This window comes from Paenibacillus glucanolyticus (assembly GCF_037333485.1).
GTDB lineage: Bacteria > Bacillota > Bacilli > Paenibacillales > Paenibacillaceae > Paenibacillus_AQ > Paenibacillus_AQ glucanolyticus.
Window position 1 is genome coordinate 3,868,291 of the sequence record NZ_CP147845.1, and the last position, 13,889, is coordinate 3,882,179.

Below are 13,889 nucleotides of genomic sequence, written 5' to 3' on the forward strand. Positions count from 1 at the left end.
TACCTCCTGATTATCTCTGGTTTATGGCCTATGATCTTTCTGCTTAACAGGCTCCATGGATCGTGCAATGCGAAGAGCTTCCTCAGCGCTCACAAGCCCTGATATCATGAAGTGAATATCATCCGTGTACCAGTGAAGCTCAACATTCGGTGTGGTTAATCCGTCATCCTGCAGCGGTTCACCTGCGATCAGGTAACCAGCGGCACCGTTCACATCGACGGTTTCATCGAAATGCTGCGGCATGCTTGAATTCGCGCCTTTGTCAGCAAATAAACCGAAGGAACGCTCGCCTGCTGTATAACTGAATACGGCCGCTCTTACCGCTTCGTTCGGTCCCGTCACTGAAATTTGCTGAAGGGAGAAACCCTCCGGAAGATAGGACGGGACGCGGAGCTTATCGCCAAATGCCTGGCCCGCCTCTTCATAACTGCCAAGGATTCGCGGCTCGTCATTGTAGCCAACTGGCGGATCATCGATTGGAGGGTCAGGGTCCATTAGGGTTACAGGAGGATCCTGATCTAATGGAGGAGATCCCGGAGAATTGGAGAAATCGGGCTCAGCAAGGAACAGACATAGTCCGATGAATATCGCGGCCACTGTTGTTCCGGCGAACCACCGATGATTTCTCATTCTCATTCTTGTTCTACGCACCGGGCTCTCCTCCTGCAGGTTCGCTTCATGCTGGATACGCTGCTTCACCTTTTCGCACATATGCGAATCAAAGTGAAGATTGCTGAACAGCATTTCATCCGCTTCGCTTTTCACAAGGTCTCGAAGTTTGTCCTCCTGAGATGTCATAACACGAGTCCCTCCTTTGCCAGGTATTCACCCAGAAGCGCCCTTGCCCGGTGAAGCCTTCCTCGAACGGTTCCTTCCGGTGCGCCGGTTGCTTCAGCGATATCACGGGTTCCCAAATCCAGGTAGTAATACAAGTAGATAACCTCATGATAATGAACCGGCAGTGCAGCAATATATTTAAGAATGGTAGTTTGATCCAAGCGTTCTAAAGCCTCCTCCTCCACGCTGCGGAGAACGGAATTCTCCATTAGCAGCGGATCTGTTGGCTGCTCTTTCATCATTTTTAATCCCTGTTTATCCCGGCATGCATGGATTGCAATCTTGGTGAGCCACGTCTTCACGCTGCTATCTCCACGAAACGATGTCCAGTGGCGAAAAGCTCGCAGGAATACCTCCTGGCTGACGTCCTCTGCTAGATGTCGATCGCCCAAATAGAAGTAGGCTGTACGCAGTATGGAGGTGCCATACTCGGTCATGAATTGCTCCAGTGCCAGGGAGGGCTCAGACGGGTATCTGGATTTGTCGTTAGGGCCGGCCGGCCTTGCCATCTGTTGACCACCTCCATACCCTATAGACGGGGTAACTCTCGATTCCGCTACATGAATTCTGAAAAAAAAGAAAATAAAAACGGTCGAAAAAAAGGCCAGCCAGTAGATTCTGGCTGACCCGATCATACGAAAAAGCCTGATTCATCAGGCTTTTAAATAACGGACCCCATATGTCATCAGGTATTCCTGAACGGTCTCCGGTCCGTCTTGGGACCAAACTGCATTTGATACAGCCCCCATACCAGGATGCTTAAAGCGGTCATTATAAAGAAAATATTGCTGTAAACATAAGCCGACTCGTTACCTGTCAGCGGATTCAACCGCCAGGTTGCCGACTGATCCAATACCTTGCCTATAATGCTCATTGCCATCGCGCCGGATATAAAGTTCAGCATGGAGAACAATCCCATGCCGACACCGACCTGTTCTTTGGAAAGCGTTCTTGAGATCGTGTTGGACATCGCAATCTGCATAAAGGTTTGTCCTACTTGACCCATGATTAACAGCAGTGCAATGACATACGGTGAAATGCCAACAAAAGTGGAGGTCAGAATGAAGCATAGAACCAGCAGTGCAGCCGCAATGGAAAATAGAGTTGAATTCCCGCGTTCATCCGCAAGTTTACCCCCGACACGGCCAAGCGTGGCCGCTGCAATGGCAGCAGGCACCAGGACAAAGCCAATGCTCCCTGCAGACAGATCGTTCAGTGCCGTCAAATACTGGGGCGTAATAAAGGTAATGCTAAAATTCATGGAGGTCGATATAAAAGCGATGACCAACGCACCGGTATATCTGGCATTCATGAACAGCTCCGGCTGAATAAACGGATGGACCGCTTTTCGAATGCGGATCGCAAACATCAGTAGGAATAGCCCCCCGATAACAGCAGCCGCCCAACTGCTCTGCGTGATGGCTAGCAGGAACAAGCCCACCGCTGCCGCAAGGAATCCTCCGCCTATCACATCCAGCGGCTTGGCTGCCCCTCTCCCATCGTTCAGATATCTTCTGAAGAAAGGTATGGTCAGCAGCGGCAGTAATGAGAACAAGAACAAGATGCGCCAGCTGCCAAAACTCATAATCATCCCGGACACGATCGGACCCAGAGCACCTCCAAGTGCCAAGCCAATAGCCGATGTACCGAGCGCTCTCCCGCGTCTCTCAGGTTCAAAATATCGGATTGGAATAATCATGGCTATGGCTGGCAATACGGCAGCACCTGCTGCTTGAAGCACTCGGCCGAGAATAATCATCCAAAAATCAACGGCCAGCATCCCGACAACCGATCCGACAGCAAATAAGAGCAGCCCGTACGTAATCAGACTCTTCAGGCTATAGCTGTCTGCAAGTTTACCAAAGACAACCGAACCGATTGCATAGAGAGCCATATAACTGGTCATAATCCAGCTTACTTCAGATGGAAGCAATTCAAATTCTTTACCGATGGCCGGTAAAGCCACATTGAACATCGTACCGTTCATGACGGAGAATATGAGTGTTACAACGAGGACGCGGAGCAGTTTGTCCCCGTTGTTATACGTATCATTTTTCATGGTTATCCCTTCCCTCGTGTTTGAAAGATAAAATCGTCCATAATAAACACCTAGCTGCAGCATGGAAATGAGTGTATAATTTAATGAGTTTACTCATTATATGTTTATTATATAGTGAGTAACCTCACTAATTATGAGCTTAAGTATAAAGTCTGCTTTTGTCAAGGAGGAACTTATGAAACCAAACGACGCTGTACCCTCATCCATCGATATCATTCACATGCTTGTAAGAACTACTCATGCCATCCAAAAAGAATTCGACGCTCAACTAGGTATGTTCCCAACCCCATATCAAGTGTCCGGACCGAGACTTCGCGTGCTCTCTGTCGTCCTGGAAACCGGAAGCATTCGAATGAATGAATTAGCAGCAAGGCTGGGCATTAAAGCCCGCACGCTTACCGATTTAGTGGATGCTCTTGAGAAGGAACAACTGCTTGTCCGTGTCCAGGATCCGCAAGACCGCCGGGCTATCCTGATTCAGCTCACGGAACAGGCACAAGCGACCATTAGGCCCGTACTGGACTATCAAACGGAAATCGCCGAGAAAATCCTCGGCAGCCTTACCGAGAGTGACCGCAGGGTTTTCTATGACATGTTGTTAAGCCTCTCGAAGAACAAGGATCTGTCCGCCTGTATAGAACTTAAATAGCGGATTTGTTTCCGAAAACCCATAATTGCATACATAGAAAAGGAGCAGAGAGATCTGCTCCTTCAACATCCATTTCATTTCCCTGCTTTATGATGATCAAAATCGAAAGACGATCTTTACATGATCATTCTTGATTTCGTCGACAGTCTCCTGAACCCCCCGTTCCGCTCTATAACTATGAAGCGTCTTTCTCCAGAAGGCTTGTGCCCTCTTATTGCTGTCCGTGGCGTTCGTTTGGATCTCCCAGCTGCCTGAATGCTCGTTGAATACCTGTGCCGCAGCCGCCTCTGCGATATTCTGGCCACGGAAGGGCTTCATCACAAAAAACTCGTTCATGTAGAATTCACTGCCAAAGGTATACGGCGCGGTTGCAACCAATGCAAAGCCCGCTGGAATGTCATCGGCCCAAATAAGATACGGGAATAACACCTCTGGCTTATCCCACCATATATCGAACACTTGGATTTGATCATTCAAGGTTCTGGTATCATCATCTTCAAACACGCCATATCGATTCGGCTTCCATCCCCATATTCCTGACAAATCGTGCAGGTACAGCGGATACATATTATTAATGATAAATTTAGTCGAGGCATCACTTAACTCCACCGTGACTCTCATCCGTTCTCCCCCATTCTGTCGGCTATCTCGAAACCTTTGAAATACCGCATCTTGCCCTATTAATTCAGATATTTAACGGCTTCAACGTAAGCGTAACATCGTCCCAAAACCATAAATAGAGGAGGTATGAGTATAATTAACTTTTATATACTGACGTCGGCCGCAATAAAAAAAGCAACGAGCACTGTCCAGCTCAGACATGCTCATTGCTTAATATGCGTGTTAGTCCGTTACTTTCCCGCAAAACCCATCAAATCTTTCACATGTAACGTATTTTCTCGCGTTGTCAGCTTTTCCAGCAAAGTGAAGGCCACTTCAAAGGCTGTTGCCGGGTTACAGGAAGTGATCAGATTTCCATCGACAACGACTTGTTCGTCCACCACGATGGCGCCAAACTCGCGCAGCTGTTTCTTTCTGATGCTCGTTGGATGATCGTAGGTTGTTGCCCTGCACCCCTCCAGCAGCCCGGCCTTGCCAAGCGTCAGGGCTGCAACACATATGGGGGCGATCCACTTGTCTTGTGCATGGAATGCCTGAATGACGGAGGAGAACCTGGGATCGTATGCATCCTTGTAAAACCCGGCTTCCTCAAATCCGCCTGGAATCGCAAGCGCATCATAGTCATCAACCCGGACTGAATCCAGTGTCACTTCAGGAATCACGGTGAAGTTCCAGGTACACTTTAATCGGTCGTGCAATCCGGTCGTTACCACCTGCGTGGTGCCGTCTCCCTCAAGCATGTTCCATCCTAATACGTCGGTAAAGACGCTTGCTTCCACTGCCTCGAATCCATCGGCCAGCAGCAACAGCACTCTTTTCATCGTCATCCCTGCCTTTATGTTTACTAATAATTATAGTCCCCATTACCTCTCATGGAAATATACCTCCTGAAACTATTCTATCTGTCTATATCCTTTTCTCTCTTTGATGAATAGAATGTAAGACTTAATTAAAAGAGGTGAGCATATGACTCCGTTACAGTTGAATGGGATTGTAGGTGGGAAGAATCCTATTGATGTAGGTGCTGGAAAGACCATTTTGTTGCAGCAAATTGTAATCAACGTGAGAAACGGCAGAAAACTGGTTCTCAAAGATATTAACTTTTTGTTTAACAATGATGCTTTTGCAATCAAAATTGAGGCACAGCCATCCCCCGGCGTATATATTGCCAGAGGTGGCGCTGGTGATTTGCACCCGAACAAAGTATTGTTCAATAATAATACGGGGTCATCCGTTTTGATCTTCTTACTGGTTAGTGCCGTCAATACGTCCCGTAACAAGCGTTCGCTCAGTCGTTCTGACAGCTGGCACCTTAATCTCAAGCGACAATAAAGCATTCCTCCTACAAAAGGAAGCAGCTCCTGTGCTGTTTCCTTTTTTTTTATGGCGGTAAAGGGCATCATGCCGGAAAAAGCAGCCGCCGTCGCAACTTGACATCGTTTAATACCCGCGTACCACCAAATGAATGCCAGCGCCGTTACGATCGGAACGTACCATACGAGCGCCAGCCATTCTTGCATTCCAATTGCAGCAAGGGAAGCTGCCGGATTTTCGAACCATAAGGGAATGAGACACAGGATAAAGGCCGCCGCAGATACCCGTGTTGTCTCGAGTCCTTCAGCAGATACAATCGCTCATCGGTGTTAACAATACCGGACGTTGAATCCTTGTACTTGACTGTTGCTTCTCCTCCCCATTCTCCTTTCATGCATAAATTAAAACATAGAATGGAAATGATAACTAAATCATGTATTGCATGGACTAGGGAGTGAGTGTATGGATCTCAAACAGCGTTTGGCTGATTATTTCAGGGCAAATGCCGATTATTTCAATGTAGAAATTCAATTGCTGCAATATCGAGTTCAGGTGATCGGCTTGGATTCTTTGGTCGATCTTCCTCAGAGCATTGCTATGCTCCAGACGCAGACAACAAACATGGTCGATGACTCGCTGTCACCGGATTCATTGCTCAAGATTATTGGACAGCTTGTGGACCCCGATCTGGGTGCAATTGTGCCTGACATCATAAAGGGCAACTTGATTGTGCTGGAACCTCTGTCAGGAACATGCTGCGCTGTCCTTCCTATATCCAAAGTTGTTACCCGGTCGATCGGACCGGCTGAAACGGAGAACACCCTGTATGGGTCCAGCAGCTCTTTTCTTGAAGATCTCAACACCAATATCGGCATCCTTCGGAAACACTGCACAAGCGCCAACTTGAAAGTAGAAACTTACAAGGTCGGAAAGAGCAATCCCAAAGCCGTTTTGTTAATCTACGTTGAGGATCAGGTTAAGCCCGCGCTTATCGACAACCTCCGGAAGAAAATTGAAGCCGGTTTGGATAAGGATATCCAGCATCTGCAGCAGCTTGAGAAAATTCTGGGATCAAACCCCTGGACGCTGGTAGCCCGGTTTAACGCAACCGAGCTCCCGCAGAATGCGGCACATTCCCTGCAGCAAGGGAAAGTCGTGTTAATGATTGATCGACTGCCGTTTGCGGTCATCATCCCAAGTCTGATCTGGGATATGTTCTGCATGAAGGATGATCACAATTTCCCGCTGCCCTTCATGTATCTTATCCGCTTACTTCGCATTCTGGGCGCGCTGATTGCCACCATCATTCCGGGTCTCTATGTTGCCCTGGTGTCCGTAAACCCAGAAGTATTGAGGCTGCAATTGGCGCTATCCATTGCCCACAGCCGTCAAGACGTCCCGTATCCCGCCATGGTGGAAACTTTACTGCTTCTGGTTGTGCTGGAGCTCATACTGGAAGCCAGCATTCGCCTGCCCAAGAGCATAGGACCGACCGTTACGATGGTCGGAGGCATTATCCTCGGGCAAGCCGCAGTTGCGGCGAAACTCGTCAGCAATCTGTTAATCATCGTGCTGGCGGGCACCACCATTGCCTCTTCGACGGTAGTCGGATTTCAGAACTCTGTGCCGATCAGGGTCTTCAAGTATCTGCTCATTATTTTATCTGCTATTTACGGGGTATTGGGTCTGCTCGCGGGGATTGTGCTTATCTGCGCCTACATAGGCAACCAGAGCAGCATGGGTGTTCCTTACTTGTCCATGCCCTCATTGACCCAGAAGGATGAACCCAATGGCTAAAGGCGGACTTCAATCAGCCGTAATGTACGTGGTCTGTCATATGGGGCTTATCTTTTTTCTATATCCCTCGAGGTTTTTTTCTGCTATGCAAACCGGGCACTGGATAGGCATTGTATTCAGCTACGCCGTACAGATGACCGTTGTTTTCTTATATATCATGGGCTTGCGATTTGCCAAAAATCAAACGGTCATTGATATATTCCGAAGTGCAGGCAGGGTTGTTCCATGGATTGTCCTGCTGCCTGCCTTCCTGTACCTGGTCGTTGCGTTTATCGTAACTATTCGTGCCTACTCTGAAATGCTCACGCTGATTTTCTTATCCAACACACCCCTTTGGGCCATCCTGCTGCTCCTGTTCCTTGTCGCCTTTGTAATGGCTTGGCAGGGAATTGGCAGTATGGCCAGAACAGCCTTATTACTTGCTATCTTGTTCTCGGGTCCACTCCTGTTTGTCCTGTATCTATCCTTTCAGAATGTCGATTGGTATTACGCTTTGCCGTTCGTCGGCCATAAACAAACGTTTACCTTCATAACGGATGTAGAATTTCAAGTTAGTCTGTTTGTGTATGCGGGGGGATTCTTTTTTCTGGGACTACTCCCCGTCTCTATTCCTATCAACATGAAAAAGATGGCCATCGGCGGACTGCTGCTGCTCCCAATGTACCTGCTGTCGGTATATCTTCCCCTGCTGACCTTTGGCCAATCGACCGCTGAGCTGTATGAATTCCCCATGCTGATGACGATCGATACGGTGAACGTGACCTGGCTGATGTTTGACCGGATCACCATATTCTTCCTGCTCAGTTTGATGGCTTTTGCTCTGCTATACATGGCAGTCACCCTATGGACTTTAATGACCTTAACGAAAAAAGCACTGCCCTTTATCCCCGATCCTTACGGGCTAATCGGGTTGACGATTCTCCTATTTGTTATCTCATTGGCCATTCCGGACTGGGACTTCCTGAAACAGCTGCAGATCGGGATCATCCCGCTCAGGTTATACATTTTCATTGTCATCCCCGTGCTCACTTTCATTATGGGATGGCGGCTCAAGAACAAAGCCAATCGTAAAGCGGAGGTATCTTGATGATGATCATACGAACCCCTTTTCGTTGGAGGATGAAACTTCTGATGGTTTCGATAATCCTTCTCCCTTTATTAAGCGGCTGCTGGGACAACAAAGATATTAACCATCGAGCCCTCCCTGTCATCATGGGGATATCCCTGACCGAGCATAATCAGTACAAAATCTTCTTGGATATCCCGTCAGCGGATGATTCCAACAACATTACGATTGTATCGGATACCGGAGACACCATTAACAAGGTCATTGACCATATGAGTATGAATATGGAATCTCAAGTTGATTTGCTTCATCTGAAAATTGTTATTGTGGATAAGAAATTTGCGCAAAGCGGAATGCAGGACGTTGTGTCGGCCTTTAATCGGTCCCGTGATATTTCTTCCAAAACGCTGTTTGCTATCAGTGAACAGCCGTTGGAGCAATTCTTCTCCGAGATAAAGGCAAAGACTCTGAACAGCGGGAATATCATTTATGATTTTTTCGAAAAAAACGCCGGATGGAATCCCCAATTAGCCGATACACGGGTATGGGAAATGTTTCGAAGCATTAATTCCTATACGCATGATGTCATCGTTCCGCTTATTCGCTCAGGAAAGACAACGAATATCGAATGCATTGGCTCGGCCATTATCAAGAATGGGAAGATGACGGGACAGATCAGTCCGGAGGAAACGCTGGTCGCTAACGCTTTTTATGGAAAAAGCGCCTATGGCAAGCTCGAAGTTATGGACAGTGCGACAGTACAGATTATCAGCAACAAACTTACCCATAAGAGCTGGATGAAGAATGACCAGGCTTTTTTGAGGAGTAATCTGAAGCTGAATGTCACCATTCTGGATTCAAAGGGCCATCCCACGGAACAAGAGATTAAAGATAAATTGGAGCAACTGCTCACCTCTCGATTAGAGCATTTATTTAAGCAAACCCAGCAGGACGAAGCGGATATATTAGCATTAGGCCAATTTTTCAGAAACGATCTGACCCGTGAGCAATTGTCCAGATGGCGATCCGAATATTACCCGGAGCTGGACTTCGAGCTTAAGGTCACGACCAAAATCGAGAACCGGGGCAATCTCAAAAATTTATGATAGATATGAAAAAAGGACCCTTTGCGGTCCTTTTTTTACTTTCCTCTTATTTCATAAGCAGTGAAATTCCATTTAATGCCTCAAGCCGTATTTTGATTCTCCTCGGCGGTACCTACAGAGATGCGAATATTAAACCTCGCTGTAATCGATCTCCAAAAACTGTACGACTTCCTTCTCCCAGCGATCCTCTACAAAGGCAACATGCTGCGGATGCACATGGTATGCTTCATAATCAGCTTCGCTATCAAATACCATGGAGAATCCGAAATCGTATGTATTCTTATGGCTGATCTGCTTGAACACCTTGAACTCCTGAACCACTTCAATCGTACTAAGGGCAGATCGCCCATCCTCCAGAAAACGCAGCTCCTCTGCAGAGCCCTTCTCATGCTTCAATGAAAAAATAACGGAGTGAATCATTCGGTTTGATGTCATGTCAATCCCGCTCCTCTCATGTCGTCTTTTGATTCGGTTTCATGTTTCCTGGTCCATTTAAAAAAAGCCAACGAGCCGAGTACAGACGTGATGAACAGGATGGCTCCCATCGGCACGGCTGTAGACTCATCCATACCGACAAGCGGTGATACGATGGATCCCAGCAGGAGTGGAAGCAAACCTATGACAGCACTTGCACTTCCTGCGCGGTGTCCTTGCTTCTCCATGGCCAGCGTAAATGTGCTTGTTGCCACCATTCCAATGGTGATCATGTAGATGAATATCAATATAACAACGATGGCCAGAGGCCCTTTCAGCATCGTCATCAGCAACAACAGGAACGTTGCGCTCACCGCCATGATGACTCCGACCCGGAGCAAGCTTCGTTCATGAACGATGCCGCCAAACCGTCCAATAATGAAACTTCCCGTAATAATAGCGATCCCGTTAATCCCGAACAGTACGCTAAACATTTGCGGTGAAACACCGTAAATTCCCTGATACACAAACGGCGTTCCCGAAACGTAAGCAAAGCTGCCTCCGTGAATGAAACCCACCGTCAGGGCGTACCCGATAAAGGAACGATCCTTGAACAAACTTCCCATCGTACGGACGGAATGGCCCAGCGAGCTTGGCGTTCTTCTCTCCTGCGGCAAGGTTTCCTTCAGACGAAAGGCAACGATCAATACAATGAAGACACCGAATATGCTCAAGAAATAAAAGATCGTGTGCCAGCTTGCAAACGGGATCAGCAGGATGGCTCCGCCTGACATCGGGGCAACCATCGGGGCAACCGCGTTAATGACCGACAGCAGCGCAAAGAATTTAGTAAGCTCACGCCCGCTGAACACATCGCGCACAACAGCACGTGAAATCACAAGCCCGGCCGCCGCCGTGAATCCCTGCAGGAATCTGGCAACAACCAGTGCCGTAATATTCGGTGCCAGTGCACAGAACAAGGAGGATATCGCAAATAAGGCTAGCGAGACTAATAACGGCTTTCTTCTTCCGTGAGCGTCACTGATCGGTCCAACAATGATCTGACCAACCGCGAGTCCGATGAGACAGGAGGTCAAACTCAGCTGGACAAGCGAAGCCCGCGCCCCAAAATCATGGGCAATCTCGGGAAAGCTGGGCAAATACATGTCGATATTGAACGGTCCTAATATACCAAGCAAGCTGAGAAGCAAGGCTAATCCGAGGCGTTCTTTTCCTGTTGGGTTATGAAGCATGCGTGTCAAACACCTCTACTCTACTATTGTTTTGTATTCATATAATGTAACAGCTTTGTCCCAAATAGAATAGTGCCATTGCAAGGCAGCATGATAACATATTTGCATTTGCACAAGCCAAAGAGCCCGGTTCTGATCAAACCGAGCTCTTCGAAGCTTTTATACAAGATCCGGTTCACCTTCTCCGTGCTCAGCATCAGGAATGAAACGCCTTCCAGAACTCGCCTTCCGTATTGAGGATGTCTTTAATCTGAACAAAAGGAATCGTGAAAGTGGGAAAACCTGCGGCATAGGGGCCGATCTCATACGGTGCAAACACCAGATGAAGGGCATTCTCTGTCACATAGAAGGACTGGTCTGCGGCGATTCCCGTATAACTGCCGGGGAATACATACGAATATTGGGGATCTTCCTTAATCTGCTTGCCAACGATCCGGCTGAGCTCTGCGACATAATCACTGCCCGGTTTAAACAAATCCTTCAAGCTGTACATGCTTCCATTCTCCATGTTGATCACGGCATACACTTTGGTTGGCATGCCATGGGCGGCTCCAAAAGGATAATGATATCCGTTCAGCTCCATTTCAAGCAGCTTCTGCTTAAAGAAAATTACGTCGAAATCACCGGAATAGGAATAATCCAGCTTCTTATCGGCAGGAATCGGCTTCACCCCAGACATATCCTTCAGCTTGGTATTCACGGTTTGCTGAGTCCCCTGGTCTCTCATTCCTGTGACCTGCGGATAATAGATCAGATAATCCGGATTCGGCTTATACTTCTCTTCTGTTACCTGATAAGGCCGCTGCAGCGGAATAACGGTATTCTGCGCCCAGACGATACGTCCCGACCGGTCCAGATAGGATAGACGCAGATCGACCAATGCCTTAATCAACCCTCCGGGTTCTAGCGTAAGCGTACCGCTGCCGTTCACTCGGGGAAAACCCGGCGCAGGTTTGCCGGTACGGTCAATCAAATACGTTTGCTTCGCATCATACACGGAGGCCAAACCGTGCTTGTAGTCGGAGATATCGCGATACGTAAAGTCAGATAGCATCTTCCCGTCCCAATCTGCAATCGCATATATCGAGCCGATGAAAGGCTGTTCAGGATCAATCGCGCGCCCGAGCGCAAACCGTTCTTCCGTTAAATCCCGAATATCGTTGTATTCCGGATGGATCACCCAGGTCCCCTGTCTATTGATGACGCCATACTTCGACTTGTAATCTTCAGCTGTATTTACAATAGCTCTGCCATCGTGAAACGGAAATGCCGATGTATAGGTCGGCGGAATGACGATTTCCCCCTTCTCATCGATGTAGCCATATTTGCCCGTGCTCTCCTTCTGAAAGGCAAGCAAGCCCTCGCCAAGCGGTCCGACATAGGCAAAGTGATACGTGGCCAGTTTCCGTCCATGAAGATCAATGAGCGCATAATTATCATCTTTTAACTTCACAACAGCTTTACCATCAACAAAATCATTCGCGTCCGCGTACCGAGCAGGAATCACCTCATGACCATCGGCATCAAGGTAGCCGTAACGGCTGTTATCCCCATCACCGCTGCTATGATCGGTAACATAGAACACGGCCCTTCCTTCACGCAGTTCTGCAATGTATGGATACGCCCGACTTGTCAGAATTACCCCTTGTTCGTTAATCATCTTAAAGCCTTGACCATCCATGACCGTCGCGCGATGCTCCGAGAAAGGACTGATGGACTGATATTGGGGCTGCACAACATAATGGGCGCTTCTATCAATGACACCATAGCTGCCGTGTGCACTTACGATTGCAAGACCGTTATCCTGAAAATCCTGTGCATCATCATATACCGGATGAATCACCATCTCACCGCTATGGTTAATGTATCCCCATCGGGTTCCACTCGTTGTCTTCACAGATGCCGGGTATAACCGGGAACCCAGCTGTGCCTCTCCTCTTCCAGCCAGCATCTCCTGAATCCGGCGCTCAAGCTCAAGCAGCGTATGGCGCTCAGGGTATGGCTCTGCAAAAGAGAGTGCCTTACGGACGGACTTCAGCGCAGCTTCCGGCATTCCCGCACGATATTGCGCATCCGCCAGATAATACCAATAGAATGAATAATCCGGGTGTTCCTGGGTCAGCCTCTCGTAGTAACCCACTACGGCGGGAAAATAATACGGATAAACGTCCGGTGCAGCTTCAAACGCCCCATGATTCCATCTAACGACCTCAATCCGGTAAGCTTCGCCTGTATCATGAATCCACAGCGCGATTTCAGCCTGACCATCCGTCCCGATCGAACTTGGCAAATCAACGATATCGATATGGCTGTAGGTCATATCCGCGGGTGCTGCATCCTTCAGCCCCTCCGGTGTCCAGGCATATATCGACAACTTAGACCAGATGGCGCCGATCTGCCAGCCTATGATCAACTGGTTTACGTTATGACCCAGCACCGGTGCGGCCGTCATTAAAGTGACGCCATATCCCTGTCCCTTCACGTTGGCAACGACTTCCCAGCCTCCCTGACGGTGCATGAGGACCATTACATAAAGTTCACCGTTTAATCGATATACTCCCGCAATTTCAGGCACCCGATCTCCCGTAATGTCAGCTGCATAAACGGCTTCATGCGCACCCGACGCATCCTTCCCTACCAGTTCTGCGCCGTTAGGCAATTTGGCCTTAACCGCCTGCACCAACTGCTGCTCATTGTAAGCGGACATATCAGCATCCTCCCTCTTCGCAAGCTTTCTCGCCTAATCGTATGCCGTCTATTACCAAATATTCGC

Annotated in this window: 13 protein-coding genes; 5 read left to right on the plus strand and 8 right to left on the minus strand. The window is 48.3% G+C overall.

Features of this window, described 5'->3' with window-relative positions:
- Positions 1-21 precede the first annotated feature (21 nt).
- From WDY75_RS18110 to WDY75_RS18120, 3 genes are all read right to left on the minus strand, one after another.
- Entirely contained in the window at positions 22-798 is a 777-nt protein-coding gene (locus WDY75_RS18110) for a DUF4367 domain-containing protein (protein ID WP_063479351.1), read from the minus strand.
- A complete protein-coding gene (locus WDY75_RS18115; protein WP_063479350.1) occupies positions 795-1,346 on the minus strand; it encodes a sigma-70 family RNA polymerase sigma factor in 552 nt (183 codons plus the stop codon). Before WDY75_RS18115 ends, WDY75_RS18110 begins: the two co-directional genes overlap by 4 nt.
- A gap of 176 nt (positions 1,347-1,522) precedes the next feature.
- Entirely contained in the window at positions 1,523-2,896 is a 1,374-nt protein-coding gene (locus WDY75_RS18120; RefSeq protein WP_063479349.1) for an MFS transporter, read from the minus strand.
- Positions 2,897-3,071: 175 nt separating this feature from the next.
- Here WDY75_RS18120 and WDY75_RS18125 point away from each other — a divergent pair, with 175 nt between their 5' ends.
- The gene (locus WDY75_RS18125; protein WP_006209919.1) at positions 3,072-3,545 is read left to right on the plus strand and encodes a MarR family winged helix-turn-helix transcriptional regulator; all 474 of its coding nucleotides are present in this window, start codon (positions 3,072-3,074) and stop codon (positions 3,543-3,545) included.
- Positions 3,546-3,641: 96 nt separating this feature from the next.
- Here WDY75_RS18125 and WDY75_RS18130 read toward each other — a convergent pair whose 3' ends face one another.
- Both WDY75_RS18130 and WDY75_RS18135 read right to left on the minus strand, forming a co-directional pair.
- Positions 3,642-4,166, minus strand: coding sequence for a GNAT family N-acetyltransferase (locus WDY75_RS18130; protein ID WP_063479348.1), 525 nt, complete (start codon positions 4,164-4,166; stop codon positions 3,642-3,644).
- A gap of 230 nt (positions 4,167-4,396) precedes the next feature.
- Complete coding sequence (locus tag WDY75_RS18135) at positions 4,397-4,987, minus strand: DJ-1/PfpI family protein (protein ID WP_063479347.1); 591 nt, start codon at positions 4,985-4,987, stop codon at positions 4,397-4,399.
- 145 nt (positions 4,988-5,132) lie between these two features.
- On the opposite strand from WDY75_RS18135, the gene WDY75_RS18140 reads away from it, so the two are divergent.
- The 4 genes from WDY75_RS18140 (at position 5,133) to WDY75_RS18155 (ending at position 9,449) form a co-directional block, all read left to right on the plus strand.
- Positions 5,133-5,498: a hypothetical protein gene (locus WDY75_RS18140; protein ID WP_006209915.1), complete on the plus strand. Its 366-nt coding sequence runs from the start codon at positions 5,133-5,135 to the stop codon at positions 5,496-5,498.
- Between the two features lie 444 nt (positions 5,499-5,942).
- A complete protein-coding gene (locus WDY75_RS18145; RefSeq protein WP_063479346.1) occupies positions 5,943-7,277 on the plus strand; it encodes a spore germination protein in 1,335 nt (444 codons plus the stop codon).
- The gene (locus WDY75_RS18150; RefSeq protein WP_063479345.1) at positions 7,270-8,364 is read left to right on the plus strand and encodes a GerAB/ArcD/ProY family transporter; all 1,095 of its coding nucleotides are present in this window, start codon (positions 7,270-7,272) and stop codon (positions 8,362-8,364) included. Before WDY75_RS18145 ends, WDY75_RS18150 begins: the two co-directional genes overlap by 8 nt.
- A gap of 44 nt (positions 8,365-8,408) precedes the next feature.
- A complete protein-coding gene (locus tag WDY75_RS18155) occupies positions 8,409-9,449 on the plus strand; it encodes a Ger(x)C family spore germination protein (RefSeq protein WP_234972872.1) in 1,041 nt (346 codons plus the stop codon).
- Positions 9,450-9,578: 129 nt separating this feature from the next.
- Here WDY75_RS18155 and WDY75_RS18160 read toward each other — a convergent pair whose 3' ends face one another.
- The 3 genes from WDY75_RS18160 to WDY75_RS18170 form a co-directional block, all read right to left on the minus strand.
- The gene (locus WDY75_RS18160; RefSeq protein WP_006209907.1) at positions 9,579-9,884 is read right to left on the minus strand and encodes a Dabb family protein; all 306 of its coding nucleotides are present in this window, start codon (positions 9,882-9,884) and stop codon (positions 9,579-9,581) included.
- On the minus strand, positions 9,881-11,116 hold the full coding sequence (locus WDY75_RS18165) for a Bcr/CflA family efflux MFS transporter (protein ID WP_063479344.1): 1,236 nt from the start codon (positions 11,114-11,116) through the stop codon (positions 9,881-9,883). Before WDY75_RS18165 ends, WDY75_RS18160 begins: the two co-directional genes overlap by 4 nt.
- A 196-nt stretch (positions 11,117-11,312) precedes the next feature.
- On the minus strand, positions 11,313-13,823 hold the full coding sequence (locus WDY75_RS18170) for a WG repeat-containing protein (RefSeq protein ID WP_063479343.1): 2,511 nt from the start codon (positions 13,821-13,823) through the stop codon (positions 11,313-11,315).
- Positions 13,824-13,889: the final 66 nt, after the last annotated feature.

What these genes read in the sequence shown, in the direction of transcription:
- WDY75_RS18125 (WP_006209919.1), top strand. Translation starts at nt 3,072, where the DNA reads ATGAAACCAAACGACGCTGTACCCTCATCCATCGATATCATTCACATG.
- WDY75_RS18135 (WP_063479347.1), bottom strand. Translation starts at nt 4,987, where the DNA reads ATGAAAAGAGTGCTGTTGCTGCTGGCCGATGGATTCGAGGCAGTGGAA.
- WDY75_RS18170 (WP_063479343.1), bottom strand. Translation starts at nt 13,823, where the DNA reads ATGTCCGCTTACAATGAGCAGCAGTTGGTGCAGGCGGTTAAGGCCAAA.
- WDY75_RS18110 (WP_063479351.1), bottom strand. Translation starts at nt 798, where the DNA reads ATGACATCTCAGGAGGACAAACTTCGAGACCTTGTGAAAAGCGAAGCG.
- WDY75_RS18160 (WP_006209907.1), bottom strand. Translation starts at nt 9,884, where the DNA reads ATGACATCAAACCGAATGATTCACTCCGTTATTTTTTCATTGAAGCAT.
- WDY75_RS18145 (WP_063479346.1), top strand. Translation starts at nt 5,943, where the DNA reads ATGGATCTCAAACAGCGTTTGGCTGATTATTTCAGGGCAAATGCCGAT.
- WDY75_RS18165 (WP_063479344.1), bottom strand. Translation starts at nt 11,116, where the DNA reads ATGCTTCATAACCCAACAGGAAAAGAACGCCTCGGATTAGCCTTGCTT.
- WDY75_RS18120 (WP_063479349.1), bottom strand. Translation starts at nt 2,896, where the DNA reads ATGAAAAATGATACGTATAACAACGGGGACAAACTGCTCCGCGTCCTC.
- WDY75_RS18140 (WP_006209915.1), top strand. Translation starts at nt 5,133, where the DNA reads ATGACTCCGTTACAGTTGAATGGGATTGTAGGTGGGAAGAATCCTATT.
- WDY75_RS18155 (WP_234972872.1), top strand. Translation starts at nt 8,409, where the DNA reads ATGGTTTCGATAATCCTTCTCCCTTTATTAAGCGGCTGCTGGGACAAC.
- WDY75_RS18130 (WP_063479348.1), bottom strand. Translation starts at nt 4,166, where the DNA reads ATGAGAGTCACGGTGGAGTTAAGTGATGCCTCGACTAAATTTATCATT.
- WDY75_RS18150 (WP_063479345.1), top strand. Translation starts at nt 7,270, where the DNA reads ATGGCTAAAGGCGGACTTCAATCAGCCGTAATGTACGTGGTCTGTCAT.
- WDY75_RS18115 (WP_063479350.1), bottom strand. Translation starts at nt 1,346, where the DNA reads ATGGCAAGGCCGGCCGGCCCTAACGACAAATCCAGATACCCGTCTGAG.